The organism is Klebsiella sp. 2680 (genome assembly GCF_900198535.1).
Classification (GTDB): Bacteria; Pseudomonadota; Gammaproteobacteria; order Enterobacterales; family Enterobacteriaceae; genus Klebsiella; species Klebsiella indica.
This window is the reverse complement of sequence record NZ_FZNJ01000002.1, coordinates 361,524-375,409: the sequence shown is the minus strand read 5'-3', so window position 1 is coordinate 375,409 and position 13,886 is coordinate 361,524. Positions and strand designations below refer to the sequence as shown.

12 protein-coding genes are annotated in these 13,886 nt (G+C 53.6%); 9 read left to right on the top strand and 3 right to left on the bottom strand.

Annotated features, from left to right (window positions below):
• The first annotated feature begins 8 nt into the window (after positions 1-8).
• From FN037_RS09170 to FN037_RS09155, 4 genes are read left to right on the top strand one after another with little or no spacing between them, the layout of a single operon-like run.
• Positions 9-947, top strand: coding sequence for a DUF1177 domain-containing protein (locus tag FN037_RS09170; RefSeq protein WP_142502065.1), 939 nt, complete (start codon positions 9-11; stop codon positions 945-947).
• A 1-nt stretch (position 948) separates the two neighbouring features.
• Positions 949-1,638, top strand: coding sequence for an AroM family protein (locus FN037_RS09165; RefSeq protein WP_138362664.1), 690 nt, complete (start codon positions 949-951; stop codon positions 1,636-1,638).
• A gap of 19 nt (positions 1,639-1,657) precedes the next feature.
• Entirely contained in the window at positions 1,658-2,350 is a 693-nt protein-coding gene (gene pepE, locus FN037_RS09160; RefSeq protein ID WP_142502422.1) for a dipeptidase PepE, read from the top strand.
• A 12-nt stretch (positions 2,351-2,362) separates the two neighbouring features.
• The gene (locus tag FN037_RS09155; protein ID WP_138362665.1) at positions 2,363-2,989 is read left to right on the top strand and encodes an aspartate/glutamate racemase family protein; all 627 of its coding nucleotides are present in this window, start codon (positions 2,363-2,365) and stop codon (positions 2,987-2,989) included.
• 90 nt (positions 2,990-3,079) lie between these two features.
• On the opposite strand, the gene cobO is transcribed toward FN037_RS09155, so the two are convergent.
• Both cobO and FN037_RS09145 read right to left on the bottom strand, forming a co-directional pair.
• Positions 3,080-3,670: a cob(I)yrinic acid a,c-diamide adenosyltransferase gene (gene cobO / locus FN037_RS09150; RefSeq protein WP_138362666.1), complete on the bottom strand. Its 591-nt coding sequence runs from the start codon at positions 3,668-3,670 to the stop codon at positions 3,080-3,082.
• The gene (locus FN037_RS09145) at positions 3,667-4,428 is read right to left on the bottom strand and encodes a YciK family oxidoreductase (protein WP_142502064.1); all 762 of its coding nucleotides are present in this window, start codon (positions 4,426-4,428) and stop codon (positions 3,667-3,669) included. The genes cobO and FN037_RS09145 overlap by 4 nt, the downstream gene beginning before the upstream one ends.
• Before the next feature lie 255 nt (positions 4,429-4,683).
• Here FN037_RS09145 and sohB point away from each other — a divergent pair, with 255 nt between their 5' ends.
• Positions 4,684-5,730 carry a protease SohB gene (gene sohB, locus FN037_RS09140; RefSeq protein ID WP_138362668.1) on the top strand — a complete coding sequence of 349 codons (1,047 nt, stop codon included), beginning with the start codon at positions 4,684-4,686 and terminating at the stop codon, positions 5,728-5,730.
• A gap of 77 nt (positions 5,731-5,807) precedes the next feature.
• Here sohB and FN037_RS09135 read toward each other — a convergent pair whose 3' ends face one another.
• Positions 5,808-6,059: a YciN family protein gene (locus FN037_RS09135; RefSeq protein WP_138362669.1), complete on the bottom strand. Its 252-nt coding sequence runs from the start codon at positions 6,057-6,059 to the stop codon at positions 5,808-5,810.
• Between the two features lie 409 nt (positions 6,060-6,468).
• Between FN037_RS09135 and topA the strand changes: the two genes are divergently transcribed.
• From topA to acnA, 4 genes are all read left to right on the top strand, one after another.
• Positions 6,469-9,066, top strand: coding sequence for a type I DNA topoisomerase (topA, locus tag FN037_RS09130; protein WP_142502063.1), 2,598 nt, complete (start codon positions 6,469-6,471; stop codon positions 9,064-9,066).
• 326 nt (positions 9,067-9,392) lie between these two features.
• On the top strand, positions 9,393-10,367 hold the full coding sequence (gene cysB, locus FN037_RS09125; RefSeq protein WP_138362671.1) for an HTH-type transcriptional regulator CysB: 975 nt from the start codon (positions 9,393-9,395) through the stop codon (positions 10,365-10,367).
• A 244-nt stretch (positions 10,368-10,611) separates the two neighbouring features.
• Entirely contained in the window at positions 10,612-10,779 is a 168-nt protein-coding gene (locus FN037_RS09120; protein ID WP_138362672.1) for a YmiA family putative membrane protein, read from the top strand.
• Between the two features lie 393 nt (positions 10,780-11,172).
• The gene (gene acnA, locus FN037_RS09115; RefSeq protein WP_142502062.1) at positions 11,173-13,845 is read left to right on the top strand and encodes an aconitate hydratase AcnA; all 2,673 of its coding nucleotides are present in this window, start codon (positions 11,173-11,175) and stop codon (positions 13,843-13,845) included.
• The last annotated feature ends 41 nt before the right edge of the window (positions 13,846-13,886 follow it).

Sequence of the window (13,886 nt, the reverse complement as noted above, 5' to 3'; positions counted from 1 at the left end):
AAAATAGTATGAGCTTAAAACAGACCATTCAGGTTTTTGAATTACTCGACAGCGCGTATGCCAGCGGCGAAAAGGTGAAGAAACTGCTGGCGGAATACCCTGGCATCGACGTCAGCTTGAAAGCGGTCAGCGGTCCGAAAGGCAGTACTGATTTCGTAAACATCGTTATCCCGGGCACCGAGGGGAAACGTAGCGGCGGCAGTGCGCCGACACTGGGAATCGTAGGGCGTCTCGGCGGTATTGGCGCACGTCCGGGCCGTATCGGCCTGGTTTCGGATGCTGATGGCGCGGTGGCGGCGATTGCCAGTGCGCTCAAGTTGGCTGAGATGCAGCGTCAGGGCGATAGCCTGCCAGGCGATGTGATTGTGAGCACCCATATCTGCCCTGATGCGCCGACACGTCCACACGAACCGGTCGATTTTATGGATTCTCCGGTGGAAACCGAAGATATGAACGAACAGGAAGTTTCCGACGAGATGGATGCGGTGCTCTCTATCGATACTACTAAAGGCAACCGCGTCATCAATCACAAAGGCTTCGCCATTTCTCCGACGGTGAAATCGGGCTATGTTTTGCGCGTCTCAGACGATCTATTGCGGGTGATGGAGATGACCACCGGGCAGTTACCGGTCACGTTCCCGATCACCACTCAGGATATTACGCCGTACGGTAACGGTGTATACCACATCAACAGTATTTTACAGCCATCCATTGCCACCACTGCACCGGTGGTTGGCGTCGCGATCACGGCCGTCAGCACCGTGCCGGGCTGCGGTACTGGCGCAAGCCATGAAACGGATATCGCACTGGTCTGCAAATATGCAGTAGAAGTGGCGAAAGAGTTTACCCGCGGCACCTGCCACTTCTTTGATAAAGCGGAGTATCAGCGCCTGCTGGATCTGTACGGTTCACTGGCGCACCTGCAAAAACGTCAGCCGGGAGTGTGACATGGCAATACGCAAAATCGGTACGCTGACCATCGGTCAGGCGCCGCGTAGGGATATCACGCCGATCCTCGACGCCGCACTGCCTGCTCATGTGGCGTGCCTGCATGCCGGGGTGCTTGACGGGCTGGACGACGCAGCGATTGCTGCGCGCTTCGCACCGCAACCGGGTGATGCGTTGCTTACCTCACGCCTGCTGGACGGTCGTGCAGTGGTAATGGGGAAACCGGCAGTGGGTGAAGCGCTGCAGCAGAAGATTGACGATCTGGAGGCGCAAGGCTGCGAACTTATCGCTCTCCTCTGTACCGGCGAATTTCACGGGCTGCACAGCAAAAAAGCATGGCTGATGGAACCAGACCAGATTCTGCCTCCGACGCTCAATGCGCTGGTGGGCGAGCGCCGTGCCGGTATTCTGGTGCCGCTGGCGTCTCAAGTCGCCAGTGAACGGGAAAAGTGGCGGGGTGCGCAACGGCCCCCGGTTTTTGCCGTTGCCTCACCTTATACCGCTAGCGAAGAGGAATTGTCCACCGCCGCCCGTTCGCTGGAAGCGCAGGGCGCGGAGGTGATCCTCACTGATTGCATGGGGTTCACCGAGTGGCATCAGGAGATTTGCGCCCGTCACGTGGCGCTGCCGGTGGTGTTGTCGAATAAACTGCTGGCCGATCTGCTGAGTAACCTACTGTATGGAGAATGAAATGAATGCATCCCAAATCATGAATTTAGTGCTGTTGAGTAATTCGGTGCTGCCGGGAACGGGCTATCTGGAATACGCACTTCCTGTGCTGAAAGCGCAACTGGGCGGGCGTCGTAAGGTGGTGTTTATCCCCTTCGCGGGGGTCACTCAGAGCTGGGATGCTTATACCGATAAAGTGCGACTGGCGCTGGCGGAGCTGTCTCTGGAGATCACCGGGATTCATACCGTGGACGATCCGAAGGCGGCCCTTGCTGCGGCGGATATCGTGATGGTGGGCGGGGGAAATACCTTTAATCTACTGAAAAAATGCCGTGAATACGGGCTGATCGATCCTGTACGTCAGGCCGTCAATACGGGGGCGTTGTACGTAGGCTGGAGCGCCGGTGCGAATCTGGCCTGCCCGACGATTCGCACCACCAACGATATGCCAATCACCGATCCGGGCGGCTTCGATGCGCTCAATCTGGTGCCACTGCAAATCAATCCGCACTTTACCAACGCACTGCCCGCTGGTCACCAGGGGGAAACCCGCGAGCAGCGCATACGCGAGCTGTTGGTGGTTGATCCACACCTGGAAGTGATTGGCCTGCCGGAAGGAAACTGGATCTCCGTGCAGAACGGCAGTGCGCAACTGGGGGGCAGCAACCCGGCGTTGCTGTTTAAAGCCAATGAGCCAGCAGTTGTACTGGTTCCCGGTCATCGCTTTTACTGACGGAGGTTGCTGATGTTAGGCATTATTCGGGTACTGACCCATGACGATCGGCATTTTGTTGAGGAACATGGTCGCCTGATTCAGCAAGAGTACGGTATTGCGAGTATCAGTCGCTGTATTGCGGATCAACGACGCGGTATTTTCGATGCCGATAGCGAAGCGCTGGCGATACCGAAAATTGTTGCGTCAGGCCAGACATTACAGGCGCAAGGCTGTACCGCGCTGTTTTTGAGCTGTGCGGCCGATCCGGGTCTCGCACAGTTGCGTGCCGCGGTGAGTGTCCCTGTTATAAGTGCTGGCAGCGCCTCCGCCAGCATTGCGGCGATGCTGAAGCGTCCGGTGGCGGTGATGGGAATTGGTGTTGGGGCACCTGCGCCATTTCGTGCCCTGCTGGGGGAAAAGGTGCGCTATGCCAGGCCAGAAGGCGTGACCAATACGACGGACTTGCTGACGCCTGAGGGGCGTGCCAGTGCGCTGGCCTGCGCCGATATGTTGTACAAGGAGGGCGCGGAGGTCATCGCGTTTTCCTGCACGGGGTTTTCAACCATCGGGCTGGCTGACGCGATTCGTAGCAAACTGGGTAAAATTGCTATCGATGCGGTCAGCGCATCCGGGTTATTTGTCAGCCAACTGGCATAATGGATGCAGGCCAGGGATAGGGCGACTTCCATCACGTCAGACAGATATATGAAGATCTTCTTCAGGCGATCGACACTTCGGAAGGTGCACTTAGTAGTCGATCCCTATCTGCGCCTTAATTCCGGCGTCAAAAGCATGCTTAACCGGGCGTAACTCGCTGACGGTGTCCGCCAGTTCGATAATCTCACGATGGCAACCGCGACCGGTAATAATTACCGTTTGATGCGCCGGGCGATTGCGCAATGCGGTCATCACCTCGTCCAGCGGGAGATAGTCATACGCGACCATGTAGGTCAGTTCGTCGAGCAAAACGAGATCCAGACTTTCATCGGCCAGCATTCTGCGACCATGCTCCCAGACGGCGAGGCAGGCTGCGGTGTCGCTTGCGCGATCCTGGGTATTCCAGGTAAACCCGGTGGCCATTACCTGGAATTCGACGCCGTGCGGTTCGAGCAAATTGCGTTCGCCGTTCGGCCAGATGCCTTTAATAAACTGCACGACGCCGGCCTTTTTACCGTGCCCGACGGCGCGGGTCACTGTGCCAAACGCCGCGGTGGTTTTGCCTTTACCGTTGCCGGTAAAGACAATGATAATGCCGCGCTCTTCCTGGGCCGCCGCCACGCGGGCGTCAACCTTATCTTTTAACCGCTGCTGGCGTTCGCGGTAGCGTTCATCACTCATCGTGCGATTCCTGGTTTGCGCCCCGGCTGGGCATCAAAAGTCATTCCCGTCTTGCGACGGCTGTCGTCGCCCATCAGCCACAGATAAACAGGCATGATATCGGCGGGCGTTTTCAATTTTTGCGGATCTTCCGTTGGGAAAGCATTGGCACGCATTTTAGTACGGGTACCGCCAGGATTAATACAGTTAACCCGCAGATGGCGGCTTTGGTACTCTTCGGCCAGCACCTGCATCATGCCTTCGGTGGCAAATTTAGATGCTGCGTAGGCCCCCCAGTTGGCTCGTCCCTGGCGGCCAACGCTGGAAGAGGTAAAAACCAGCGAACCTGATTCAGATTTAAGTAATAAAGGAAGCAGCGCCTGAGTGAGCATAAAGGTGGCGTTAACGTTCACCTGCATAACTTCTTGCCATACTTCGGGTTTTTGTTGGTCCATGGGGCAAACATCGCCGAGCATACCGGCGTTGTGCAGCACGCCGTCAAGGCGCGGGTAGTGGATGGCTATCTTCTGCGCCAGTTGCTGGCACGCCTGTGGCGTGCAGGTTAACAGGTCCAGAACAAACCACTGGGCAGGGATCCCGCCCGCCTGCTGAATCTCGTGGGCGACGCCGCGCAACTTCTCTTCATTACGACCGACCAGGATGACGCTGGCGCTATAGCGGGAATAGGTCAGCGCGGCTTCACGGCCAATGCCGTCGCTGGCGCCGGTAACAAGGATGATGCGGTCCTGTAACAGGTGACGTTGCGGTTGATAATGCACGGCGACTCCTCTCAAGCGATCGGCTGACGATCGCGCTTGCTATTAGGTCTCTCACTTTTGCGCTTTATGCCCTAAAGCGCTCGCTATTGCAATCGGCGAAACGGAAACACGTCAGAGAATTAATATCTTGCAACGATTTTATCGTCGCTGAAAAAACAGGATTGCGCCTCACGCGTAACACAAAGCACAAAGACTTATCGCGGACGGCTGATGTACACTGTGCGTCAACGTCAGTGGTTTACACAAGGTGAAAACGTGGAGTTACTTGCTCAATACGGCCTGTTTTTGGCAAAAATCGCGACGATTGTCGTCGCAATTGCGGTTATCGTCGCCATTATTGTTAACCTGACTCAGCGCAAGAAGCAGCGCGGGGAGCTCCGGGTGACCAATCTTAGCGAGCAGTATAAGGATATGAAGGAAGATCTGGCGGTTTCGTTGCTTGATGGCCCGCAGCAGAAGCGGTGGCATAAAGTGCAAAAGAAAAAGCACAAGCAGGAAGCAAAGGCCGCAAAGGCCCGGGCAAAGCTGGGTACCGCGGAGCCAGACGCGAAATCGCGGGTTTGGGTGCTGGATTTTAAAGGCAGCATGGATGCCCATGAAGTCAGCAGCCTGCGGGAAGAGATCACCGCTGTTCTGGCGGCGGTAAAAGCGCGTGACCAGGTCGTGATTCGCCTCGAAAGTCCCGGCGGCGTGGTCCACGGTTATGGCCTTGCCGCTTCGCAACTGCAACGCTTGCGTGACAAACAGATCCCGTTGACGGTAGCGGTAGATAAGGTGGCGGCCAGCGGAGGTTATATGATGGCCTGCGTGGCGAACCGAATTGTCGCCGCGCCGTTTGCGATTCTTGGCTCGATTGGTGTTGTGGCGCAGATCCCGAACATTAATCGCTTCCTGAAGAACAAAGATATTGATATTGAGCTGCATACCGCCGGTCAATACAAGCGCACCCTGACGATGCTGGGTGAAAATACGGAAGAAGGGCGGCAGAAATTCCGTGAAGATCTGAATGATACCCATCGGTTATTTAAAGACTTTGTTCATCAAATGCGGCCAACGCTGGATATTGAGCAGGTGGCCACTGGAGAACACTGGTACGGCGTTCAGGCGCTGGAAAAGGGCCTTGTGGACGCGGTGGAAACCAGTGATGAACTGCTGCTGGGGCTGATGGAAAAACATGAGGTTATCAGCGTGCGCTACCAACAGCGTAAGAAAATGCTCGATCGTTTTACCGGCAGCGCGGCGGAAAGCGCCGACAAGCTACTGCTGCGCTGGTGGCAGCGTGGGCAAAAGCCGCTGATGTAACCCCGCTCATGTAAACAAAAACAAAGAAGACGCGAGGCTAAAACCTCGCGTTGCCATATCTGGCCGGTAAGCCATTTTTAATCCGCCAGGTGATACTTATCGGACAACTGGTGCGCAAGGTATTTGAACATATTAAATACCGCCGTACTTTTCGCCGTGGGCAGCCCCTGTTCATCAAGATAGAACTCGCCGCTGAATACCAGTACGCCGTTACGCTGAACGACATCGGTGGCCTCGATCCCGGCTAACGTATCTTCATGTTCGCGAATAAGCGTGTTGGCTTTTTCCAGCAACGTCTGGCGATCGATTGGTTGGGTTGTACCTTGCATAAATACCTCCTGTGATTCTTACCGGTTAGTCTACGCCGCGCGGCGGCGCGGGGCAAATATTCCACTGTGCTTACAAGGGTATTCGCAGGCGCTTAATAAACATCAGTTTAGTGGCGGGATTTGCTTTTGCATGCTAATAAAGTTGCGTAACGAATTTTATCAGGTACAGTGTGACGCTTTCAGCGATCTGGTAACAGATTTGCTTGACATTCGGCCAAAAATTATTCGTGCTATGTCGCCAGGCCAGAAAAAGCCAGCTAACTCAGCTAACTGGTTTTATGGATGTGAAACCGGTGCAAAGGGTTGATATCCATCGATAACGACGCAACATTGGTTGTGACGTGTTTCCCGTGGATGGTGAATCAATGTGCGATGTATTCTGGATGAATCAAATTAGGTAAAGGTGAATATGGGTAAAGCTCTCGTTATCGTTGAGTCCCCGGCAAAAGCCAAAACGATCAATAAGTATCTGGGTAGTGACTACGTGGTTAAATCCAGCGTCGGTCATATCCGCGATTTGCCGACCAGTGGCTCAGCTTCCAAAAAGAGCGCCGACTCTACCTCCACCAAAGGGGCTAAAAAGCCTAAGAAGGATGAACGTGGCGCTCTGGTTAATCGTATGGGCGTGGACCCGTGGCATGACTGGAATGCGCACTATGAAATACTTCCGGGTAAAGAAAAGGTCGTTTCAGAACTCAAACAGTTGGCGGAAAAAGCTGACCACATCTACCTCGCAACCGACCTTGACCGCGAAGGGGAAGCGATTGCATGGCACCTGCGGGAAGTTATCGGTGGTGATGAACAGCGCTATAGCCGCGTGGTGTTCAACGAGATCACCAAAAATGCCATTCGTCAGGCCTTCGAAAAGCCTGGCGAACTGAATATCGACCGGGTTAATGCTCAGCAGGCGCGCCGTTTTATGGATCGCGTGGTGGGCTATATGGTTTCTCCACTGCTGTGGAAAAAAATTGCCCGTGGTTTGTCTGCCGGCCGCGTCCAGTCCGTTGCCGTACGTCTGGTGGTGGAACGCGAGCGCGAAATTAAAGCATTCGTTCCGGAAGAGTTCTGGGAGGTTGACGCCAGTACCACGACGCCGGACGGCGAGGCATTACAACTGCAGGTGACGCATAACGGTGATAAACCGTTCCGCCCGGTTAGCCGTGATGAAACTATGGCGGCGGTCGCGCTGCTTGAAAACGCCAGCTACAGCGTGCTGGAGCGTGAAGATAAGCCGACCAGCAGCAAGCCTGGCGCGCCCTTTATCACCTCGACGCTGCAGCAGGCCGCCAGCACGCGTCTGGGATTCGGCGTGAAGAAAACCATGATGATGGCGCAGCGTCTCTACGAAGCGGGCTATATTACCTATATGCGTACCGATTCGACGAACCTCAGCCAGGACGCGCTGAATATGGTGCGCGACTATATCGATGATAAATTCGGTAAAAAATATCTTCCGGCGAGCGCTAACCAGTACGCCAGCAAAGAAAACTCGCAGGAGGCGCACGAGGCGATCCGTCCTTCCGATGTCAATGTGCTGGCCGAAACGCTGAAAGATATGGAATCTGACGCGCAGAAACTGTATCAGTTGATCTGGCGTCAGTTCGTCGCCTGTCAGATGACGCCTGCGCAGTATGACTCCACCACGCTGACGGTAAAAGCCGGGGATTTCAAACTGAAAGCGCGCGGTCGTACGCTGCGCTTTGACGGCTGGACGAAAGTAATGCCAGCTCTGCGTAAAGGCGATGAAGATCGTACCTTACCTGTGGTAAACAAAGGTGACCGCCTCAGTCTGGTTGAGCTGACGCCCGCGCAGCACTTTACTAAGCCGCCCGCGCGTTTTAGTGAAGCGTCGCTGGTGAAAGAGCTGGAAAAACGTGGGATTGGTCGTCCGTCCACCTATGCCTCGATTATTTCGACTATCCAGGACCGCGGTTATGTACGAGTGGAAAACCGTCGTTTCTATGCGGAAAAAATGGGAGAAATTGTCACCGATCGTCTGGAAGAAAACTTCCGCGATTTGATGAACTACGATTTTACCGCACAAATGGAAGACCGACTCGACCAGGTGGCCAATCATCAGGCTGAATGGAAACAGGTGCTCGACCACTTCTTTGGCGACTTCACTGCGCAACTGGAAACCGCGGAGAAAGATCCGGAAGTGGGGGGCATGCAGCCAAACCCGATGGTACTGACCAGCATCGATTGTCCAACCTGCGGGCGCAAGATGGGGATTCGCACCGCCAGCACCGGGGTGTTCCTCGGCTGTTCAGGGTATGCGTTGTCGCCGAAAGAGCGCTGTAAAACCACCATTAATCTGGTACCGGAAAACGAAGTCCTTAACGTGCTGGAAGGCGATGACGCGGAAACCAATGCGTTACGCGCCAAACGTCGCTGTAAAAAGTGCGGCACTGCGATGGACAGTTACCTTATCGATCCGAAGCGTAAGCTGCATGTCTGCGGCAATAACCCGACCTGTGATGGTTACGAGATTGAAGAGGGCGAATTCCGCATCAAGGGCTATGATGGTCCGATCGTTGAGTGTGAAAAATGTGGTTCAGAAATGCACCTGAAGATGGGGCGTTTTGGTAAGTACATGGCCTGTACTAACGATGAATGTAAAAACACGCGTAAAATCCTGCGTAATGGCGAGGTAGCCCCGCCGAAAGAAGATCCGGTTCCACTGCCGGAACTTCCCTGCGAGAAATCAGACGCCTACTTCGTTCTGCGTGATGGTGCGGCGGGCGTCTTCCTGGCTGCCAGCACTTTCCCTAAATCACGCGAAACCCGTGCGCCGCTGGTGGAAGAACTGTATCGTTTCCGCGATCGTCTGGCGGAGAAACTGCGTTATCTGGCCGATGCGCCGCAGAAAGATCCGCAGGGTAATAAAACGATGGTGCGCTTTAGCCGTAAGACGAAGCAGCAATATGTCGCTTCGGAGAAAGACGGCAAAGCGACCGGCTGGTCCGCTTTCTATATTGACGGGCAATGGACTGAAGCGAAGAAATAACCTTTATCACTGGTAGTGAGGGCCGCATTGCGGCCCTTTTTAATCGTGCGGTATGGCGCTTGCGCATTTTGTTGCGCTTTATCTCCTCTTATAACCAGCTTATTATTTTTCGTTGGTATCTATACACTGTAGATATAAATGATATAGTGGTTATAGTTAACCGTTTCTTTATTATCAAATCGTCTTATACATCACCGTCTTCAGGATGCGTTGTGACGCCATATGGCGAATCGCAGGGATGGCCAGACAAGTGCGCCGGCCAGGAAGTGACCTGAACGTAAAATGTATTAAGCGGGTTCATTTTACGCGCTATTTGGATATCAGCCATGAAACTACAGCAACTCCGCTACATCGTTGAGGTTGTTAACCATAATCTGAATGTTTCCTCTACTGCTGAAGGTTTGTATACCTCACAGCCCGGCATCAGCAAACAGGTCCGCATGCTGGAAGATGAACTGGGCGTTCAGATTTTTGCTCGCAGTGGTAAACACTTGACTCAGGTCACGCCAGCAGGGCAGGAGATCATACGCATCGCGCGTGAAGTCTTGTCGAAGGTGGAGGCGATAAAGTCGGTGGCGGGCGAGCATACCTGGCCTGACAAAGGTTCACTGTATGTTGCAACCACGCATACGCAAGCCCGTTATGCGCTACCGGGCGTCATCAAAGGCTTTATTGAACGCTATCCTCGCGTCTCGTTGCACATGCATCAGGGCTCACCGACACAAATCGCCGAAGCTGTTTCAAAGGGCAATGCTGACTTTGCCATCGCGACTGAAGCGCTCCATCTCTATGATGATTTGGTTATGTTGCCGTGCTATCACTGGAACCGATCGATCGTTGTCACACCAGAGCATCCGCTGGCCTCTCAGGGGTCGGTTTCAATAGAAGAGCTGGCCCAGTATCCGCTGGTGACCTACACTTTTGGGTTTACCGGGCGCTCCGAACTGGATACGGCGTTTAACCGTGCCGGACTCACGCCGCGCATTGTTTTCACCGCGACGGACGCCGACGTGATTAAAACCTACGTCCGACTAGGGCTCGGGGTAGGGGTGATAGCCAGCATGGCGGTGGATCCTGTGTCTGATCCCGATTTGGTTAAGCTTGACGCCCACGGCATTTTTAGCCACAGCACCACAAAGATAGGGTTTCGTCGCAGTACCTTCTTAAGAAGCTATATGTATGATTTTATTCAACGATTTGCGCCGCATTTAACCAGAGATGTGGTCGATACGGCCGTTGCCCTGCGCTCAAATGAAGATATTGAAGCCATGTTCAAAGATATTAAGTTACCGGAAAAATAACCCTGTAAAAAATAATGGCATCCTCCAGGGGATGCCAAATTTAATAATGGCCTGGAAGCGAATAATTTAACCTCGTTTGAATCACAGTTTCGCTAACTCCCCATAACATATTTGCGAATATACCTGTTTCGATCAAAATAATGATGAAAGATATCTGTCGAAAAGTAAATTCACTGGATTAATACAAAATCCATAATTAAGATTTATCTGTACTAAGTTATTTTTAGCAATTGGTGGTGGAAGAATGATTAGTGATATCGATTATATGAAGTTAGCGATGTCACAGGAGCGTGACAAGACCGAGATAGATCCGGTTTTAAGAAGTAAGGCCTGGAGCGCCGTTATCCTTGGGCTTGCGATGTTCTGGAGCATCATTGCTCTGGTTGTCTGCAACATTTGGTTTCTAAACTAGAGCACATTACCTGTTAAAAGATCTGTGTCATTTTTATGACAAAAAAGATTTGCGAATTATTCCCATCTGATAATACAGCGGTAATAAGGCGTATATGATTTTTCTTTTGAAGAGTTTTTCCGTCAATCTACTCTCCTGAACTGATCGCCAGAATAACGGCGATCAGTTTTTTATCGTACTCGCGTACTAATACAATACCTTTGTTAGCACAATTAGCCTCTTTCAAATTCTCTCATTATTTTCACGCATATTATTCAACTTTCCTGGCATCATACTTTTTGCCTCTTTTAGCAATTTGGGGTGTTATCAAAATGTTACGCAAAAGATGTGTTATCTTTAATAATAACCCTGAGGAGCAGCAGGAGATACTATCCCTAAGGTAAAGGAGGAGCTATGTCGTCAACCCTACGCGCAGCCAGCAAGGATTCGTTACAGGTTAAAGGTAAAACCTGGCACTACTACAGCTTACCGCTGGCTGCCAAAGAACTGGGCGATCTGTCGCGTTTGCCCAAATCGCTTAAAGTACTTCTGGAAAACCTTCTGCGCTGGCAGGATGGTGATTCAGTGACCGCCGAAGATATTCACGCCCTTGCCGGATGGTTGAAACAGGCCCATGCCGACCGAGAAATCGCCTACCGTCCGGCGCGAGTACTGATGCAGGATTTTACGGGCGTCCCCGCCGTCGTGGATCTGGCGGCAATGCGTGAAGCGGTAAAACGCCTGGGAGGCGACACCGCCAAAGTGAACCCGCTTTCCCCCGTCGATCTGGTCATTGACCATTCGGTCACCGTAGATCGCTTTGGCGATGATGATGCCTTTGCAGAAAACGTCCGCCTTGAGATGGCGCGGAACCATGAGCGTTATGTCTTTTTACGCTGGGGACAGCAGGCATTCAGTCGCTTTAGCGTCGTGCCGCCGGGGACCGGGATTTGCCACCAGGTTAACCTTGAGTATCTTGGTCGCGCCGTATGGAGCGAACAGCAAGAGGGGGAATGGGTAGCCTTTCCGGACACGCTGGTCGGCACCGATTCGCACACTACCATGATTAACGGCCTTGGTGTGCTGGGCTGGGGCGTCGGCGGTATTGAAGCGGAAGCCGCGATGCTGGGGCAGCCGGTTTCGATGCTGATCCCGGATGTCGTTGGCTTCAAGCTGAGCGGTAAGCTGCGAGAGGGGATTACCGCGACGGACCTGGTGCTTACCGTGACTCAGATGCTGCGCAAACACGGCGTAGTGGGTAAATTTGTTGAATTCTATGGTGATGGCCTCGACTCACTTCCCCTCGCGGATCGCGCGACAATTGCCAATATGTCACCGGAATACGGTGCGACCTGCGGTTTCTTTCCCGTTGATGCTGTGACGCTTGACTATATGCGCCTGACCGGGCGCAGCGAAGAGCAGGTGGCGCTGGTCGAAGCCTATGCGAAAGCGCAGGGAATGTGGCGTCGGCCCGGGGATGAACCCGTCTTTACCAGCACACTGGCGCTGGATATGGCAACCGTAGAAGCCAGTCTGGCTGGTCCGAAACGTCCACAAGATCGGGTTGCCCTCGGGGACGTGCCAAAGGCGTTTGCTGCCAGTACAGAACTGGAGGTTAACCACGCGCAAAAAGATAAACGACCGATCGACTATACGCTGAACGGACAGCAATATTCATTGCCGGATGGGGCGGTGGTTATTGCCGCGATTACCTCCTGTACCAATACGTCAAACCCCAGCGTACTGATGGCCGCCGGTTTGCTGGCCAAAAATGCCGTCGAACTGGGCCTGAAACCGCAGCCGTGGGTAAAAGCGTCGCTGGCGCCGGGGTCGAAAGTGGTTTCCGACTATCTGGCCCACGCGAAACTGACGCCTTATCTTGATGAACTGGGTTTTAATCTGGTGGGCTATGGTTGTACTACCTGTATTGGTAACTCCGGACCGCTACCGGATCCGATTGAGCGCGCCATCAGGCAGGGGGATCTGACTGTCGGCGCGGTCCTTTCGGGTAACCGTAACTTCGAAGGGCGAATTCACCCGCTGGTGAAAACCAACTGGCTGGCTTCGCCGCCGTTGGTGGTGGCCTATGCTCTGGCGGGGAACATGAACCTTGATCTGACTCGTGAGCCGTTGGGACGGGGTAAAGACGGGCAACCGGTGTATCTGAAAGATATCTGGCCGAGTGGCGAGGAGGTCGCCCGCGCGGTGGAGCAAGTGTCGACGCAGATGTTCCGTAAAGAGTATGCGGAGGTGTTTGAAGGCACCGCCGAGTGGAAGGCGATAAAAGTAGAACGGTCGGACACTTACGACTGGCAAGACGATTCAACCTATATTCGCCTGTCACCCTTCTTTGATGAGATGGCGGCTGAACCCAAACCGGTGGAAGATATTCATGGCGCGCGTATTCTGGCGATGCTGGGGGACTCGGTTACCACTGACCATATCTCTCCGGCAGGCAGTATCAAAGCCGAGAGTCCCGCCGGGCGTTATTTGCTAAACCATGGTGTTGAACGTACTGATTTTAACTCCTACGGTTCCCGTCGCGGGAATCACGAGGTGATGATGCGCGGTACGTTCGCCAATATTCGTATTCGTAACGAAATGGTACCAGGTGTGGAGGGCGGGATGACGCGCCATCTTCCGGATAGTGAGCCGATTGCTATTTACGATGCCGCAATGTTGTACAAGGAAGAGGGGACGCCGCTGGCGGTGATCGCCGGGAAAGAGTACGGTTCCGGTTCCAGCCGCGACTGGGCGGCAAAAGGGCCGCGCTTGCTTGGCGTCAGGGTTGTCATCGCTGAGTCTTTCGAACGTATCCATCGCTCTAACCTGATTGGAATGGGAATATTGCCGCTGGAATTCCCGCAAGGCGTTACGCGTAAGACGCTGGGCTTAAGCGGAGAGGAAAGGATTGATATCGGTAACCTGCAGGCTTTACAGCCGGGGACAACAGTGCCGGTAACGCTGACGCGGACGGACGGTAAGCAAGAAATCATTGACTGTCGCTGCCGCATTGATACCGCCACTGAGCTGACGTACTACCAGAACGATGGCATATTGCATTATGTGATTCGCAATATGCTGTAAACCAGATGTTTTAAACAAAAGGGCCAGCAAATGCTGGCCCG

Excerpts from the sequence above, each read along its gene's own strand:
- topA (WP_142502063.1), top strand. The coding sequence starts at position 6,469 with ATGGGTAAAGCTCTCGTTATCGTTGAGTCCCCGGCAAAAGCCAAAACG.
- FN037_RS09135 (WP_138362669.1), bottom strand. The coding sequence starts at position 6,059 with ATGCAAGGTACAACCCAACCAATCGATCGCCAGACGTTGCTGGAAAAA.
- FN037_RS09170 (WP_142502065.1), top strand. The coding sequence starts at position 9 with ATGAGCTTAAAACAGACCATTCAGGTTTTTGAATTACTCGACAGCGCG.
- FN037_RS09165 (WP_138362664.1), top strand. The coding sequence starts at position 949 with ATGGCAATACGCAAAATCGGTACGCTGACCATCGGTCAGGCGCCGCGT.
- cysB (WP_138362671.1), top strand. The coding sequence starts at position 9,393 with ATGAAACTACAGCAACTCCGCTACATCGTTGAGGTTGTTAACCATAAT.
- cobO (WP_138362666.1), bottom strand. The coding sequence starts at position 3,670 with ATGAGTGATGAACGCTACCGCGAACGCCAGCAGCGGTTAAAAGATAAG.
- FN037_RS09120 (WP_138362672.1), top strand. The coding sequence starts at position 10,612 with ATGATTAGTGATATCGATTATATGAAGTTAGCGATGTCACAGGAGCGT.
- pepE (WP_142502422.1), top strand. The coding sequence starts at position 1,658 with ATGAATTTAGTGCTGTTGAGTAATTCGGTGCTGCCGGGAACGGGCTAT.
- FN037_RS09155 (WP_138362665.1), top strand. The coding sequence starts at position 2,363 with ATGTTAGGCATTATTCGGGTACTGACCCATGACGATCGGCATTTTGTT.
- acnA (WP_142502062.1), top strand. The coding sequence starts at position 11,173 with ATGTCGTCAACCCTACGCGCAGCCAGCAAGGATTCGTTACAGGTTAAA.